Here is a 14,040-nt window from a genome sequence, read left to right as displayed (position 1 = left end):
GTCTGCTTGCTGAGCCGTCCTGTGCTTGGTGCCGCCCCGGTGTCGGGCCATGGCTCAGCGCTTGAGCACGCTGCCGTCGTCGTCGAGCAGGGGATAGGAGCCCTGTTCATCATGGGTCTCGGGACCGACCAGGGCCGGCGAGAAGGTACAGATCACGGTCATGCCCTTTTCGCTCGACAGGATATGCTGCTGGTGCTTGTCGAGGGCGTAGAGCACACCGGGTTTGAGTTCCCACTTGCCGCCCTCGGTCAGGTCCTCGATCTGGCCCTCGCCTTCGATGCACAGGACCGTCTCGGTGTGGTTCTTGTACCACATGTGGAGTTCCTGGCCGGGCTTGATGTAGGTCTCGTGGACCGAATGCCCCATGCCGTCCTTGCGCAGGGTGTAGCGCCGGCTGATCCACTTGTCGTCCTCTACGGCTGACTTCTCCGCATCCTTGTGGCTACGTACGATCATCGTTGCACCTCCTTTGGCGGATGATGGCGGTCTCCTTCGCCGCCGTCTCGATGGGGGCCGGGGGCCGTCCTGTGGTGGCTTTCCTGGTGCGAGCCTCCCGGTCCACGCAAGAAGTGGTGGGGACTGGCTTCATGCCAGTCGTCTCGCCAGCAGGCGGGGAGTTGTTGCGCTTTCTGGTGGTCGAGCAAGGCGCCGACCTCCAGGCTGTCGACTTGCCATACCCGGGTGGCGGTGGCCGGTCCCTCGAGCAGGTGCTCAGGGCGCAAGTCGCCTGGGCCTGCCAGGCCCATGGTGCCGATCATGTCGAGGCAGGCGTCCAGGGTGGCCCGATGGAAGCGCTGGACGTTGTCGGCCTTGCTGTCGACATCGATGGAGCGACTACGGGCCGGATCCTGGGTCGCCACCCCGGTGGGGCAGGTGTTGGTGTGGCAACGCTGGGCCTGGATGCAACCCAGGGTAAACATGAACGGACGCGCGGCGTTGCAGACGTCGGCGCCAAGCGCGAACTTCTCGACCATGTCGATGGCAAGCGCCACCTTGCCGCTGGCGATCACGCTGATTTCGTCGCGCTTGCCGATCCCCTTGAGACAGGCGTCGACGATCGGCAGCGCCTCATCGATATAGCGGCCCACATGGTCGGCGTACTCCGCCGGTCCCGCGCCGGTGCCGCCCTCGGCACCGTCCACGGTGATGAAGTCCGGCTGGATGCCGCTTGCCAGCATGGCCTTGCACATCGCCAGCATGTCCCGGGTGTGGCCGAGGCACAGCTTGATGCCCACCGGCTTGCCGCCGCTCAGATCGCGCAGGCGCTGGATGAACTGCATCAGTTCCAGCGGGGTGGAAAATTCCGGGTGGGCCGCCGGTGAATAGCAGTCTTCCCCCACCGGGACCTGGCGTGTCTCGGCGATCTCCTGGTCGACCTTGGAGCCGGGGAGCATGCCGCCGTGCCCCGGCTTGGCGCCCTGGGACAGCTTGATCTCGATCATCTTGACCTGATCCTCGCGGGCCTTGGCGCTGAACGCTTCCGGGTTGAAGCGCCCGGCCTGGTCGCGGCAGCCAAAGTAGCCGCTGGCGATCTGCCAGATCAGGTCACCGCCGTGCCTCCGGTGATAAGGACTGATGGCGCCCTCGCCGGTGTCCTGGGCAAAGCCGCCGCGCCTGGCCCCCAGGTTGAGGGCGGTGATGGCCCGTCCTGACAGGGCGCCAAAGCTCATGGCCGAGATATTGAGCCGTGAAGAGCGGTAGGGGCGGTGGCACTGGGGGCCACCGATCGTCACCCAGGCTTGCTGCGGGTCGACGCGAGTGGGGATCATGGCGTGGGCAATCTGGCGACGCCCCTGGCGCAGCACGTCCTGGCGGGTGCCGAAGGGGGCGGTGTCGCTGCGTCCCTCGGCCCGGGCGCCGATGATCTGGCGCTGTTCGCGATTGAACGGCCGGCCGCTGGTCTCCGATTCGAAGAAGTACTGGCGCAGTTCCGGACGCAGAAATTCCATCATGTAGCGCAGATGGCCGACGATGGGGTAGTTGCGCAGCACGTTGTGGCTGGAGCGCAGGTCCAGCACGCCGACCACCCCCAGCGCCGCCAGTGGTAGCCACCACCAGAGCTGTTGCGGGGACGTCGGTAGCCAAAAGATGCCGAGCAGGCCTACTGCCAACAGATAACCGATCAGCAGTAGCCGAGGTGAACCAAGCATGAGCGCAGATCCTTTGCGTTCAGAACCTGCCTCAATGTTATACAAACATTATGCACTGTATGCAAACAGCGCCATGCTTGGCCCTTACTCCTTCAACCAGCGAAAAGCGCGAGCGAGAAAGTCGCTGGCGTCATGCTCGATGATCTCGCCGTGGGCCATGATGATTCGAGCGGGCCGCCAGGAGAGCAGGGTGCGCAGATGTTCGCTTGCCAGGTAGCGTCGGCCGAGGAAGCTCAGTCGCCACTCCAGCGGCATCCTGCCATCCGGCGCCAGGATGCCCGAGAGCCTGGCCAGTCGACGCTGCAAGGGCGTCAGGGAAGCTGGGGGCAGATTGCCGATCAGATCGGCCACGATCAGGCTGCGGCTGGAACGATGCAGGAACACCGCTTCCTGCATGCGCGATGAGCCGGTGAACAGGCACTGGTCGATATCGTCACCCCAGTAGCGGTTGGGCGTGCCATCCAGGGTGCTTTCGAACACCAGGTCGCCGCGCTTGGCGATGACTTCCCGGGTGCCGAAACTGCGAGCCATCGGGTAGGCCATCTGCCATTCGCGCATGAACAGGTGGTGACAATGGTTGGGAGCGATCAGGAAGTGTACCTGGCCCAACTCGTCGAGGGCGTCACGCAGTGGCTCGGTCAGCGGAACGGGGCTGTGGACCCACAGCCGGTCGCCGCTCAGGCGTACCACCACCATGCGTGTCGGATAGGGCAGCAGCTTGCCTCTGATGACGGGCCCATCCGCTATCCATAGCTCAGGCGCCGTTGCCTTGAGTGGTGGAGAATCGTTCGAGAGTGTCACGCTCTTGTTCCTGCGCTTGATGACATCTCTCGAATATAACCTCTTTGCGATAGAGTTGCTGCATGTGACTGGCATGTAAACGACAACACCGAGGCATGCCTCGGTGTTGACACAGGAAACGTGATGTTACGTCGGGCGCTGCGGTGAGCGTCAGACGTTGAAGCGGAAGTGCACCACGTCGCCGTCCTTGAGCACGTAGTCCTTGCCTTCCAGGCGCCACTTGCCGGCGTCCTTGGCGCCCTGCTCGCCGTTCAGGCTGACGAAGTCGTCATAGGCCACCACTTCGGCGCGGATGAAGCCTTTCTGGAAGTCGGTGTGGATGACGCCGGCGCCTTCCGGGGCGGTGGCGCCGACCTTGACGGTCCAGGCACGCACTTCCTTGACCCCTGCGGTGAAGTAGGTCTGCAGACCCAGCAGGGCGTAGCCGGCGCGGATCACCCGGTCGAGGCCGGGCTCTTCCATGCCCATCTCGGCCAGGAACATCTCGCGTTCCTCGTCATCGAGTTCGGCGATCTCGGCTTCCAGCTGGTTGCACACGGGAACCACCACGGCGCCCTCGGCCTCGGCGATGCCCTTGACCACGTCGAGGTAGGGGTTGTTGTCGAAGCCGTCCTCGTTGACGTTGGCGATGTACATGGTCGGCTTCAGGGTCAGGAAACCGAAGCTCTTGATCTGCTTCTTCTCGTCATCGCTCAGATCGAAGCTGCGCAGCGGCTGGCCTTCGGCCAGGTGCGGCTGGATCTTGTCGAGCACCGCCTTGGTGGCAATGGCGTCCTTGTCGCCGCCCTTGACCACGCGAACCAGGCGCTGGATGGCCTTCTCCACGGTGTCGAGATCGGCCAGGGCCAGCTCCAGGTTGATGGTCTCGATATCCGCCGCCGGGTCGACCTGGTTGGCCACGTGGATGACGTTGTCGTTGTCGAAGCAGCGCACCACGTGGGCGATGGCCTGGGTCTCGCGGATATTGGCGAGGAACTGGTTGCCGAGACCTTCACCCTTGGAGGCACCGGCGACCAGGCCGGCGATATCGACGAATTCCATGGTGGTGGGCACCACCTTCTCCGGCTTGACGATCTCGGCGAGCTTGTCGAGGCGCGGGTCCGGCATGGGGACGATGCCGACATTGGGCTCGATGGTGCAGAACGGGAAGTTCTCTGCATCGATGCCGGACTTGGTCAGGGCGTTGAAGAGGGTGGACTTGCCGACGTTGGGCAGACCAACGATGCCGCAGTTGAATCCCATGGGTGGTTCCTGAAGGCGTGAAGTGAAAGAAGTCGGCGCACAGTGTATGACGTCGGGCCAGGCGGGGACAGCCCGGGCGGTGCAACCACCTGCTGTCCCGGTTGGCGCCCGCCGGGTCAGGCAGAGTGACTGTGCAGGCGGTTCATGGCCTTGGCCCAGTCGCCGGATAGCGCCTGGGGCAATGTCGCCAGGCACTCGATCAGGGCGCCGTCGATGGCCTCGCGCTCGGTCTTGCCGGGACGGCCCAGCACGTAGTTGGTGACCAGCTTGGCGCTGCCGGGATGACCGATGCCGATGCGCGCACGATGGAAGGACTTGTCGTTACCCAGGGCGCTGATGATGTCGCGCAGGCCATTATGGCCGCCGTGGCCGCCGCCCTGCTTGTAGCGCGCGCTGCCGGGGGGCAGGTCGAGCTCGTCGTGGGCGATGAGCATCTCGTCGGGGGCCAGCTTGAAGAAGTTGGCCAGCGCCGCCACCGAGGCACCGGAGCGGTTCATGTAGGTGGTCGGCACCAGCAGGTGCAGGTCGCTGCCTTCGACAAAGGCCTTGGCGTAGAGGCCGAGAAACTTCTTCTCCGGGCGCAGCTCGGCGCTGGACTGACGCGCGACTTCCTCCACCAGCCAGGCGCCGGCGTTGTGACGCGTCGCCTCGTACTGGGTGCCAGGGTTGGCAAGGCCGATCAGCGCCTTGATCCTTGTCATGGTGGTCTCTCCGGTCAGCGGTGCGGGGCAAGCGCTTTGCTCAGGGCCTTGGCGACGAGGCCATGGGCAAAGCCCTCGGAAACGAAAAGGGCCACCGCAGTGGCCCCTGAATCCGGCAGAAAAGGATTACTCCTTGTCGCCTTCTTCGTCTTCGTCCTTGGCTTCGTCCTTCGCTTCCTCGGCAGCTTCTTCGCTGGCCTCGGCGGCGGCGGCTTCTTCCTCGGCGATTTCTTCCTCGGACTGCATGACCTTGGCCTTGGTCACGTTGACGATGGCCTGGTCGTGCTCTTCACCGTGGCTCAGCTCGACGATGGTCACGCCAGCCGGAACCTTGAGGTCGGACAGGTGCAGGGTGCTGCCGATCTCGAGGTCAGCGATGTTGACCTCGAGGTAGTCGGGCAGGTCCTTCGGCAGGCAGCTGATCTCGACTTCGTTGGCCAGCTGGTGCAGTTCACCGTCCTGCTCCTTGATGGCCTTGGACTCGTCCTGACCGACCACGTGCAGCGGAACGCGCATGGTGATCTCGTGAGTCGCATCGACGCGCAGGAAGTCGGCGTGGGTCACCAGCGGCTTGTACGGGTGGCGCTGAAGGTCACGCACCACGACCTGCTGGGACTTGCCGTCAACCTCAAGGTTGATGACGGAAGAGAAGAAGGCTTCGTCTTCCAGCGCCTTGTAGAACGCAGTCTTGTCGACGGCGATCGGCTGCGGCGTCTTTTCACCACCGTAGATGATGGCGGGGACTTGCTGGTTCGCACGACGCAGGCGGCGGCTCGCACCTTTCCCCAGGTCGTTACGAACATTGGCGGTAAGTTTGTAGTCAGACATGAAATTGCCTCTTGGCTAAAGTAAGGAAGCCACCGAGCCCGCGACCAGACCTCGGTGGTTCCAGATGCCCCGGTTGTCGGGGCGCGTTTCCCGCGCGATATGTCGCTTAGTGGAACATCGCGCTGACGGATTCCTCGTTGCTGACGCGGCGGATCGCTTCGGCGATCAGGCCGGCCACGCTGAGCTGGCGGATACGTCCGCTGCGACGCGCGGTGTCGGACAGCGGGATGGTGTCGGCCACCACCACTTCGTCCAGCACCGACTCGGAGATGTTGTCCACCGCAGGGCCCGACAGGATCGGGTGGGTGGCATAGGCGACCACGCGCTTGGCGCCGTGTTCCTTGAGCGCTTCGCCCGCCTTGCACAGGGTGCCGGCGGTGTCGATCATGTCGTCCACCACCACACAGGTGCGGTCCTGGATATCACCGATGATGTGCATCACCTGGGCCTGGTTGGCCTGGGGGCGACGCTTGTCGATGATCGCCAGGTCAGCGTTGAGCTGCTTGGCGATGGCACGGGCACGGACCACGCCGCCGACATCGGGAGAGACCACGACCAGGTCGTCGTAGTTCTGACGCTCGATGTCGTCGAGCAGGATCGGCGAGCCGTAGACGTTGTCCACGGGCACGTCGAAGAAGCCCTGGATCTGGTCGGCGTGCAGGTCCATGGTCATGACCCGGTCGACGCCGGCCTTGACCATCATGTCGGCCACGATCTTGGCCGAGATCGGCACCCGGGCGGAACGCACGCGGCGATCCTGGCGGGCGTAGCCGAAGTAGGGCACCACCGCAGTGATACGGGTGGCCGAGGCCCGGCGCAGGGCGTCAACCATCAGGATCAGTTCCATCAGGTTGTCGTTGGTCGGTGCACAGGTGGACTGCAGGATAAAGACATCCTTGCCGCGCACGTTCTCGTTGATCTCGACCGCGACCTCGCCATCGCTGAACTGGCCGACCGTGGCATTACCCAGTCGGCTGTCCAGGCTCTCGGCGACCTTACGGGCGAGTTCGGGGTTGGCATTCCCGGCGAAAACCATCAATTTTGACACGCGCAGCCACCTTTGCTGTGTTGGGTCTTCAGTGTGAGCCTGGGGGAGTGAGTCCAGGACTCAGAAGGAAGTTGGCTGGGGTAGGAGGATTCGAACCTCCGCATGGCGATACCAAAAACCGCTGCCTTACCGCTTGGCTATACCCCAGCATACGTCCTGCCTCACGCGGGCAGGGCGTCGAGGAGAGGCGATCGATTCAGGCCCAGGGCCTTGAAGGCGTGCCAGGTCGGCTGTTGGCATCGGACATCGTCCAGCAACTGGACTGCCTCGGCCTCCGACTCCAGACGGGCAAAAACGCACGCGCCGGTACCCGTCAACATTGACGGCGCCCGGGCGTTGAGCCAGTCCAGGGCACGAGCCACCTCAGCATAGGCTTGCCTGACGGTGTCCTCGCAATCGTTGCGCCAGCTTGACGCTCCCCCCTTGAGTGCGCGCGCCATGGTAATGGCGGGGGTGTCCCGTGTCAATTCCGGCGCAGTGAACACGGCAGGGGTGGAGACCGCCACACCCGGGTGCACGACCACGAACCAGGGGGTGTCGAGTGCCACCGCGACAAGGCGCTCGCCGACGCCTTCCGCCCAGGCGGCCTGGCCGTGGACGAATACCGGCACATCGGCGCCCAGCGTCAGGCCCAGTTCGGCCAGACGCCGGGTCGTCAGTCCCAGGCCCCACAGATGATTCAGCCCGACCAGCACGCTGGCGGCGTCGCTGCTGCCACCGCCCAGACCACCCCCCATGGGCAGGCGCTTGGTGACGCCTAGATCGGCACCGAGCGCGCAGCCGGTCTCGCGCTTGAGCAGGTCGGCGGCCCGCCATAGCAGGTTGGCCTCGCGGGGTACGCCCTCGAGACGGTCTGTCAGGGTTATCTCACCGTCCTGGCGCAGGCGCAGGTGGATATCGTCACCGTGGTCGAGGAACTGGAACAGCGTCTGCAGCTCGTGGTAGCCGTCGTCGCGACGGCCGACGATATGCAGCATGCGATTGAGCTTGGCCGGCGCCGGCAACGTCAGGGTCTGCTGCGCGCTGGCATCGGAAGAGAAAGAGGTGTCGGGCATGGGGGAGTCTATAAAGGGTGCTGTCCAGGGATCGACTGACCGAAGTGATGGCGATCGGTGACTGGGGGCGGCGCCTGCCATCGGCGACCGGGATCGATGATGGCTCTCGTTGCTTCTCTCTATAGGGAGCTTGCTGCAAGGAGCACGTCGACAGGAGGCAGAGGGCGATGGTGCTTCATTTTACCCGGGAGACAGGCTCCCGCCACCCGGGGCGGGAGCCGGCGCGACTACTGTTCCAGTGGCTGCCACTGGTTCACCACCAGGGTGGCGCGCAGGTCGTCATAGGTCATCACCAGCCGGTCGGGTAGCCAGGTACCGTTCACATCCTTCCAGCCGCGATAGTCGATCTCCCAGCCGTCCTGTTCCAGTGAAGCGGGGAAGCCGAGCTCGTCGTCGGTCATCTCGAAGTCACTGTCGTCGGCGGGCAGGCCGCGCACCCAGTCGGTGAGGCTCGAGACCGGCAGCGACCAGCCCAGGCGCTGTTCCATCAGGGCTTCGGGGCTGTCGGCCTCGAAGCGACCCTCGCTGGTGGTCAGCGAGACGCGACCGTCGCGTCCTTCCAGGGTACTGCGGCCGGCGCCCATGGGGCCGGTGACCAGCAGGCGATAGTGGTAGGGGGTCTGGCGCCAGTCGAGGTTGGCGCTGGTGGATTCCTGGGGAGTGCGCAGGCCCACCTTTCCGGTCAGGTTCCAGGAGGTGAAGGCTTCCACCTGTTCGGTCTGGGCTTCCCAGTCACCGGCCTGGCGCTCCTGGCGCGGCTCGGTGACGCTCTGGGAGGTGGCACAGCCGGCCAGCAGGCCGAGCCCCAGGGCGGCGGCGGTCAGGCGAAAACAAGACATCATCGCGGGGTCCTTGCGGGTAGTGGTCGTGGTGTCGGGGCGGTCAAGGCGCTGTTGCCGTTGGCTCAGGCCTGATTTCGGGGCGTCGATCGAGGAGATCGACGATCAGCGGGCGCTCGGGGAAGCGTTGCTGGGCTTCTTGCAACAGCTCGCGTGCGCGCTGCTTCTGGCCCAGGTCCCACAGCACCTCGATCAGGTGGGCGGCGACCTCCTGGTCGGCGATCTCGCGCCAGGCGCGCTCGATCCAGGGTAGCGCAACCTCCGGTTTGCCCTCACGGTAGGCGACCCAGCCCAGGCTGTCGAGGATGGCGGGGTTGTCCGGCGAGAGTTCGTAGGCCCGCTGGATCAGTCGCCTGGCCTCGTCGAGGTCATCCGGATCGCCGGCATCGGCCAGGGTGTAGCCGAGGGCATTGAGCGCAACGGCGTTGTCCGGCTGCTGTTCGACCAGGGTGCGCAGATCCTGTTCGGAGGTGTCCAGGTCGCCTTCGCTCCAGGCACGCATGGCGCGGAAGTAGCGCAGGTCGCCATCCTCGGGGCTGCGCGCCAGCTCGCGGTTGAGCAGCGCCTCGGCCTCGGGCTCGAGACCTTGCTGGTCGAGCAGTTGCACTTCGGTGATGACCAGGCCGGTATAGGCATCGTCGTGACGCAGCCGCTCGACCCGTAGAAAGGCCCGGGCGTCCAGCAGCCGGTCGGCCTCGATCAGCATGCTGGCCGCGCGCTGTCGCGACAGCAGGAAGTCAGGGCCCGGCGGTACCCGGCGATAGTAGAGCAGGGCGTTGTCGACCTCGTCTTCCTGCTCGGCGATGCTGCCAAGCAATAGATAGAGGGCGCTGGGTGCCTGGGGATCATCGACCAGCGGCAGCAGCAGCCGGCGCGCCGGGTCGTGGTGGCCTTCTTCCAGATAGAGCTGGGCCAGGCCGACCCGCAAGAGGGGGTTGTCGCCACGGGTCTCGAGCAGGGTGTCGGTGCTGCTCTCGGCCGACACCAGGTTGCCCAGGCGAATGTCGGCCCGCGCCATCAACAACAGAAAGCGGGGGTCGCCGGGAGAGAGGTTGAGGCCGCGTTTGGCCGCCAGGCGGGCCTGGTGGTACTTGCCGGCGTCCAAGGCGATGCGTGATTCGGCGAGAATCCGCTGGGGGTTATCGCGACTGTCGTTTCCCAGTGCGGCAATTCGTCGCTGGGCGCCCTCATGATCCCCCTGGGCCGAGTCGGTCAGGGCCAGCGCCAGGCGCAGGTCGTCTTTCCTCGACTCTGGGAGTGTGGGCTCGTCGAGCGCCTGTTCGAGGGTGGCGGCGAGCGCCACCGGATCGCCGCCACTGGACAGGGCGGTATCGACGAAGCGAGTGATGTCGGTGCCGTCATCGGCGGCGATCAGCCGCTGTTTCAGGGCTTCGTCCCAGTTGCCGCGACCACCGGCGAGGTTGCCCAGGATCTGGGCGGCCACCGGCGCCTCGGGCGCCAGCTCCTGCCAGCGTCGAGCGGCGCGTTCGATCAGGGTGGTGTCATCGGTGAAGCGTGAAGCCAGGGTGGCGCGTTCGACCAGGGCAGCGGAGTGATAGCGCTCGGCTGCCTTGAGGTAGCCTTCGGTGGCGCGTCGATAGTCGCCCCGCTGACCGGCCATTTCGGCAATCAGCAGCGTCGACAGGCCGTCGGCATCGAGTCCACGGGTGATCGGTGGAGCACCGGCCATGGGGTCAGCCTGTGACGCGCTGCCTGGGCTGTAGGAAAAGCTCTGACAGCCGGCGAGCCACGCCGTCAGTGACAGGGTGGCCAGAGTGCAGGTCAGCTTTCCGTGGCGCGCGTTCGGGGGCATTGAGGCGTCATCTTCTCCATGAGAATTCTCAGCATAACGGCTTGGAGAGTCTTGGCAAAGGTCAATGCCCGGGGGAGCGAGGTCAGAGCTGCCTATGGTAGGATATGCGCCTTGCAGGAGCGGCCTGGTTGGCCACTCCGGACATCATCTGATGAAGACGTCGAACGCATGACCCTGCTTGCCCTTGGCATCAACCATCGAACCGCGGCCGTCGAGGTGCGCGAAAAGGTGGCCTTTGGCCCCTCGCAACTCACCCGGGCGCTCTCCGAGCTGCGCGCGCTGCCGAGTGTGCATGAGGCTGCGGTGCTGTCGACCTGCAATCGCACCGAGCTTTATTGCGTGACCGAGTCGAGCGGGGAGAGCGAGGTGCTCGACTGGTTGAGCCGGTTTCATGCATTGCCCCGCGAGGACCTGCTGCACTGCGCCTACCACTATCTGGAAGGCGACGCCGCGCGCCATCTGATGCGCGTCGCCGTGGGTCTCGATTCCATGGTGCTGGGCGAACCCCAGATCCTGGGCCAGCTCAAGGACGCTTACCAGGCGGCCAGGGACGCCAGCGGGCTAGGTGGGGAGCTGGAGCGGCTCTTCCAGCATACCTTCGCGGTGGCCAAGCAGGTGCGCACCGAGACCGCCATCGGCGAGAACCCTGTTTCCGTGGCCTACGCGGCGGTCAGTCTGGCCAGTCGAATCTTCGACGATTTCTCGCGCGCCAGGGCGCTGTTGATCGGTGCCGGCGAGACCATCGAGCTGGTGGCGCGCCACCTGCATGAAGCCGGGGTGCACCAGTTGACGGTGGCCAACCGCACCCGCGAGCGGGCCAGTGCCCTGGCCGGCAGCCTGGGCGGTCAGGCCATCAGCCTCGACGAGATCCCCGTCGCCCTGGAAAAGGCCGACATCGTCATTTCGTCCACCGCGGCGCCCTTGCCGATTCTTGGCAAGGGCATGGTCGAGCGGGCGCTCAAGCGTCGCCGCCACCGTCCGGTGTTCATGGTCGATATCGCCGTGCCGCGCGACATCGAGCCGGAGGTCGGCGAGCTCAGCGACATCTTCCTTTATACCGTCGATGACCTGCACGAGGTCATCGAGGAAAACCGACGTCACCGCCAGGTGGCGGCGGACCAGGCCGAGGCGCTGATCGAGCACGGCGTGGCCCACTGGCACAAGGAACGCCGGGTGCGCGGGGCCGGCGAGGTGATCCGCGACGTGCGTGCCAAGGGTGAACGGCTGCGTGACGAGGCCCAGACCCAGGCGCTGGAGCGCCTGGCCAAGGGGGAGGATCCCGAGGCCGTGGTGCGTCGCCTGGCCCACCAGTTGACCAACCGCCTGATGCATCAGCCCACCCTGGCCCTGCGGGGTGCCGCCGCCGATGAGCGCCAGGACCTGCTCGAGGCTGCCGTCGAACTGCTGCTGGGCGAGCCCGAGTCCCGGAACTAGCCGGGCCTGGCTTGACCGCAATGCGCCTTCTTACATGATTTCAAGGATTTGCCGATGAAAGCTTCTCTGCGTGAGCGCCTCGATGCCTTCGTCGACCGCTTCGAGGAACTCTCTGCCCTGTTGTCGGAGCCCGACGTGATCAGCGATCAGCCACGTTTTCGCGACTACTCCCGCGAATACGCCGAGCTCGAGTCGCTGGTCGACGCCTGGCGCCGCTATCGTGGCGTCGAGGAAGACGTGGCGACCGCAGAGCAGATGGCCGAGGACGCCGACGCCGACATGCGCGAGCTTGCCCAGATGGAGCGCGAGGAGGGCGTGGCCAAGCTCGAGGAGCTGGAGGCCGAACTCAAGCGTCTGCTGGTGCCCAAGGATCCCGATGATGGGCGTAACGTCTTTCTCGAGGTGCGCGCGGGAACCGGCGGTGACGAAGCGGCGCTGTTCGCCGGCGACCTGTTTCGCATGTACTCGCGCTACGCCGAGAACCATGGCTGGAAGGTCGAGGTGGTCAGTGCCAGCCACGGCGAGCAGGGCGGCTACAAGGAGATCATCTCTCGGGTGAAGGGCGAGGGCGTCTACGCCCGGCTCAAGTTCGAGTCCGGTGCCCATCGCGTTCAGCGGGTTCCCGCCACCGAATCACAGGGCCGCATCCATACCTCGGCCTGCACCGTGGCGGTGATGCCCGAGGCCGACGAGGTCAGCGACATCGACATCAACCCGGCCGACCTGCGGGTGGACACCTTTCGCTCCAGCGGCGCCGGCGGTCAGCACGTCAACACCACCGACTCGGCGATCCGCATCACCCACCTGCCCAGCGGTGTGGTGGTGGAGTGTCAGGAGGAGCGCAGTCAGCACAAGAACCGGGCCAAGGCGATGTCGCTGCTGGCGGCGCGGCTCAAGCAGTCGGCCCAGGACAGTCAGCGCCAGGAGCAGGCCGACGCCCGTCGCTCGCTGGTGGGCTCCGGCGATCGCAGCGAGCGCATTCGTACCTACAACTTCCCCCAGGGGCGGATCACCGATCACCGCATCAACTTGACCCTGTACAAGCTCAACGAAGTGGTCACCGGCGACGGCCTCGACGAGGTCATCGACCCGCTGATCCACGAGTACCAGGCGGAGCAGCTAGCCGCTCTGCAACAGGACGGTTGATGCGCTGTGATGTGCTGATCGCCCGGGCGACCCGCCGCCTCGAGGCCGCCGGCAGCCCGACGCCGCGACTCGACGCCGAGGTGCTGGCCATGGCGGCGATGAAGGTCGACCGCACCTGGCTCTACACCTGGGGCGACAAGCCCATGGCGACGCTGGCCCGGGCCCGCTTCGAGGCCTGGGTGGCGGCGCGTGCCCAGGGCATGCCGGTGGCCTACCTGACCGGCGAACGCGAATTCTGGGGGCTGGCCCTGGCGACCTCGCCCAGCACCCTGATCCCCCGGCCCGATACCGAGACCCTGGTGGAGGCCGCGCTGGCCCGGGCCGATACCAAGCCCGATGCCAGGAGCGACGCCCAACCCGGCGCCTTGCTCGACCTGGGCACCGGCACCGGCGCCATCGCCCTGGCGTTTGCCAGCGAGCGCCCCGGCTGGCGGGTCGAGGGCGTCGATCTGTCCCCGGAGGCGGTGGCGCTGGCGCGGCGCAACGCCGAGCGACATGGTCTGGCGGTACGATTTCGCCAGAGCGACTGGTTCGATGCGCTCGATGACGAGCGCTTCGATCTGATTGTGGCCAACCCGCCCTATATCGACCCGCAGGATCCTCACCTGGGGCAGGGCGATGTGCGCTTCGAGCCAAGCTCGGCGCTGGTGGCCGCCGACCATGGCCTGGCCGATCTGTTTGCCATCGCCGAGCGCGCCCGGAGCTTCCTCCAGCCGGGCGGCTGGCTGTTGATGGAACACGGCTACGAGCAGGCCGAGCGGGTGCGAGAGCATCTTGAAGCGCTGGGCTATGTTCGCTGCGACAGCGTGCATGACCTGGGGGGCCACCCTCGGGTGACGCTGGGGCAGTGGGGCATGCAACGTTGAAGCAGGGACTGGAGTCTGTTGGGGGCATGTGATACTGATTATCAGTAAAATGTTTTGCCACCAAGCGATTGGGCGCGAGAGATTGTCGTGAAATGCTTTGCGACCAGGCCTTTTTGG

Annotated in this window: 13 protein-coding genes and 1 tRNA gene; 3 read left to right on the top strand and 11 right to left on the bottom strand. The window is 65.6% G+C overall.

What is annotated here, in order from left to right; translation table 11 throughout:
- Positions 1–54 precede the first annotated feature (54 nt).
- The 11 genes from NFG57_RS12920 to NFG57_RS12870 form a co-directional block, all read right to left on the bottom strand.
- Positions 55–456 carry an ectoine synthase gene (locus NFG57_RS12920; protein WP_213229688.1) on the bottom strand — a complete coding sequence of 134 codons (402 nt, stop codon included), beginning with the start codon at positions 454–456 and terminating at the stop codon, positions 55–57.
- Positions 453–2,150, bottom strand: a complete 1,698-nt coding sequence (locus NFG57_RS12915) for an FMN-binding glutamate synthase family protein (protein ID WP_348814470.1) — start codon at positions 2,148–2,150, stop codon at positions 453–455. Before NFG57_RS12915 ends, NFG57_RS12920 begins: the two co-directional genes overlap by 4 nt.
- A gap of 84 nt (positions 2,151–2,234) precedes the next feature.
- Positions 2,235–2,951: a DUF4336 domain-containing protein gene (locus NFG57_RS12910; RefSeq protein ID WP_222569713.1), complete on the bottom strand. Its 717-nt coding sequence runs from the start codon at positions 2,949–2,951 to the stop codon at positions 2,235–2,237.
- A gap of 150 nt (positions 2,952–3,101) precedes the next feature.
- Positions 3,102–4,193, bottom strand: coding sequence for a redox-regulated ATPase YchF (ychF, locus tag NFG57_RS12905; RefSeq protein ID WP_045995168.1), 1,092 nt, complete (start codon positions 4,191–4,193; stop codon positions 3,102–3,104).
- 116 nt (positions 4,194–4,309) lie between these two features.
- Positions 4,310–4,894, bottom strand: a complete 585-nt coding sequence (pth, locus tag NFG57_RS12900; protein ID WP_108132918.1) for an aminoacyl-tRNA hydrolase — start codon at positions 4,892–4,894, stop codon at positions 4,310–4,312.
- A gap of 126 nt (positions 4,895–5,020) precedes the next feature.
- Positions 5,021–5,722, bottom strand: coding sequence for a 50S ribosomal protein L25/general stress protein Ctc (locus NFG57_RS12895; protein WP_045995166.1), 702 nt, complete (start codon positions 5,720–5,722; stop codon positions 5,021–5,023).
- 106 nt (positions 5,723–5,828) lie between these two features.
- On the bottom strand, positions 5,829–6,770 hold the full coding sequence (locus tag NFG57_RS12890) for a ribose-phosphate pyrophosphokinase (protein WP_181248623.1): 942 nt from the start codon (positions 6,768–6,770) through the stop codon (positions 5,829–5,831).
- Between the two features lie 72 nt (positions 6,771–6,842).
- Positions 6,843–6,917 (bottom strand) — tRNA-Gln (locus NFG57_RS12885).
- Positions 6,918–6,931: 14 nt separating this feature from the next.
- A complete protein-coding gene (gene ispE / locus NFG57_RS12880) occupies positions 6,932–7,825 on the bottom strand; it encodes a 4-(cytidine 5'-diphospho)-2-C-methyl-D-erythritol kinase (protein ID WP_287165441.1) in 894 nt (297 codons plus the stop codon).
- A 227-nt stretch (positions 7,826–8,052) separates the two neighbouring features.
- Positions 8,053–8,667, bottom strand: a complete 615-nt coding sequence (gene lolB, locus NFG57_RS12875; protein WP_348814469.1) for a lipoprotein insertase outer membrane protein LolB — start codon at positions 8,665–8,667, stop codon at positions 8,053–8,055.
- A gap of 40 nt (positions 8,668–8,707) precedes the next feature.
- A complete protein-coding gene (locus NFG57_RS12870; RefSeq protein WP_261395448.1) occupies positions 8,708–10,477 on the bottom strand; it encodes a tetratricopeptide repeat protein in 1,770 nt (589 codons plus the stop codon).
- Positions 10,478–10,645: 168 nt separating this feature from the next.
- Here NFG57_RS12870 and hemA point away from each other — a divergent pair, with 168 nt between their 5' ends.
- From hemA to prmC, 3 genes are read left to right on the top strand one after another with little or no spacing between them, the layout of a single operon-like run.
- A complete protein-coding gene (gene hemA / locus NFG57_RS12865) occupies positions 10,646–11,911 on the top strand; it encodes a glutamyl-tRNA reductase (RefSeq protein WP_045995161.1) in 1,266 nt (421 codons plus the stop codon).
- Positions 11,912–11,965: 54 nt separating this feature from the next.
- Positions 11,966–13,057: a peptide chain release factor 1 gene (gene prfA, locus NFG57_RS12860; RefSeq protein ID WP_045995160.1), complete on the top strand. Its 1,092-nt coding sequence runs from the start codon at positions 11,966–11,968 to the stop codon at positions 13,055–13,057.
- Positions 13,057–13,923, top strand: coding sequence for a peptide chain release factor N(5)-glutamine methyltransferase (gene prmC, locus NFG57_RS12855; RefSeq protein WP_348814468.1), 867 nt, complete (start codon positions 13,057–13,059; stop codon positions 13,921–13,923). The genes prfA and prmC overlap by 1 nt, the downstream gene beginning before the upstream one ends.
- The last annotated feature ends 117 nt before the right edge of the window (positions 13,924–14,040 follow it).

Origin of the sequence: Halomonas sp. H10-59, from assembly GCF_040070555.1 — a bacterium.
GTDB classification, from domain to species: domain Bacteria; phylum Pseudomonadota; class Gammaproteobacteria; order Pseudomonadales; family Halomonadaceae; genus Halomonas; species Halomonas litopenaei.
The sequence above is the reverse complement of the archived record's forward strand: the minus strand, read 5'-3'. Positions and strand labels throughout refer to the sequence as shown.

Excerpts from the sequence above, each read along its gene's own strand:
- NFG57_RS12920 (WP_213229688.1), bottom strand. The coding sequence starts at position 456 with ATGATCGTACGTAGCCACAAGGATGCGGAGAAGTCAGCCGTAGAGGAC.
- NFG57_RS12915 (WP_348814470.1), bottom strand. The coding sequence starts at position 2,150 with ATGCTTGGTTCACCTCGGCTACTGCTGATCGGTTATCTGTTGGCAGTA.
- ychF (WP_045995168.1), bottom strand. The coding sequence starts at position 4,193 with ATGGGATTCAACTGCGGCATCGTTGGTCTGCCCAACGTCGGCAAGTCC.
- pth (WP_108132918.1), bottom strand. The coding sequence starts at position 4,894 with ATGACAAGGATCAAGGCGCTGATCGGCCTTGCCAACCCTGGCACCCAG.
- NFG57_RS12895 (WP_045995166.1), bottom strand. The coding sequence starts at position 5,722 with ATGTCTGACTACAAACTTACCGCCAATGTTCGTAACGACCTGGGGAAA.
- ispE (WP_287165441.1), bottom strand. The coding sequence starts at position 7,825 with ATGCCCGACACCTCTTTCTCTTCCGATGCCAGCGCGCAGCAGACCCTG.
- lolB (WP_348814469.1), bottom strand. The coding sequence starts at position 8,667 with ATGATGTCTTGTTTTCGCCTGACCGCCGCCGCCCTGGGGCTCGGCCTG.
- NFG57_RS12870 (WP_261395448.1), bottom strand. The coding sequence starts at position 10,477 with ATGCCCCCGAACGCGCGCCACGGAAAGCTGACCTGCACTCTGGCCACC.
- hemA (WP_045995161.1), top strand. The coding sequence starts at position 10,646 with ATGACCCTGCTTGCCCTTGGCATCAACCATCGAACCGCGGCCGTCGAG.
- prfA (WP_045995160.1), top strand. The coding sequence starts at position 11,966 with ATGAAAGCTTCTCTGCGTGAGCGCCTCGATGCCTTCGTCGACCGCTTC.
- prmC (WP_348814468.1), top strand. The coding sequence starts at position 13,057 with ATGCGCTGTGATGTGCTGATCGCCCGGGCGACCCGCCGCCTCGAGGCC.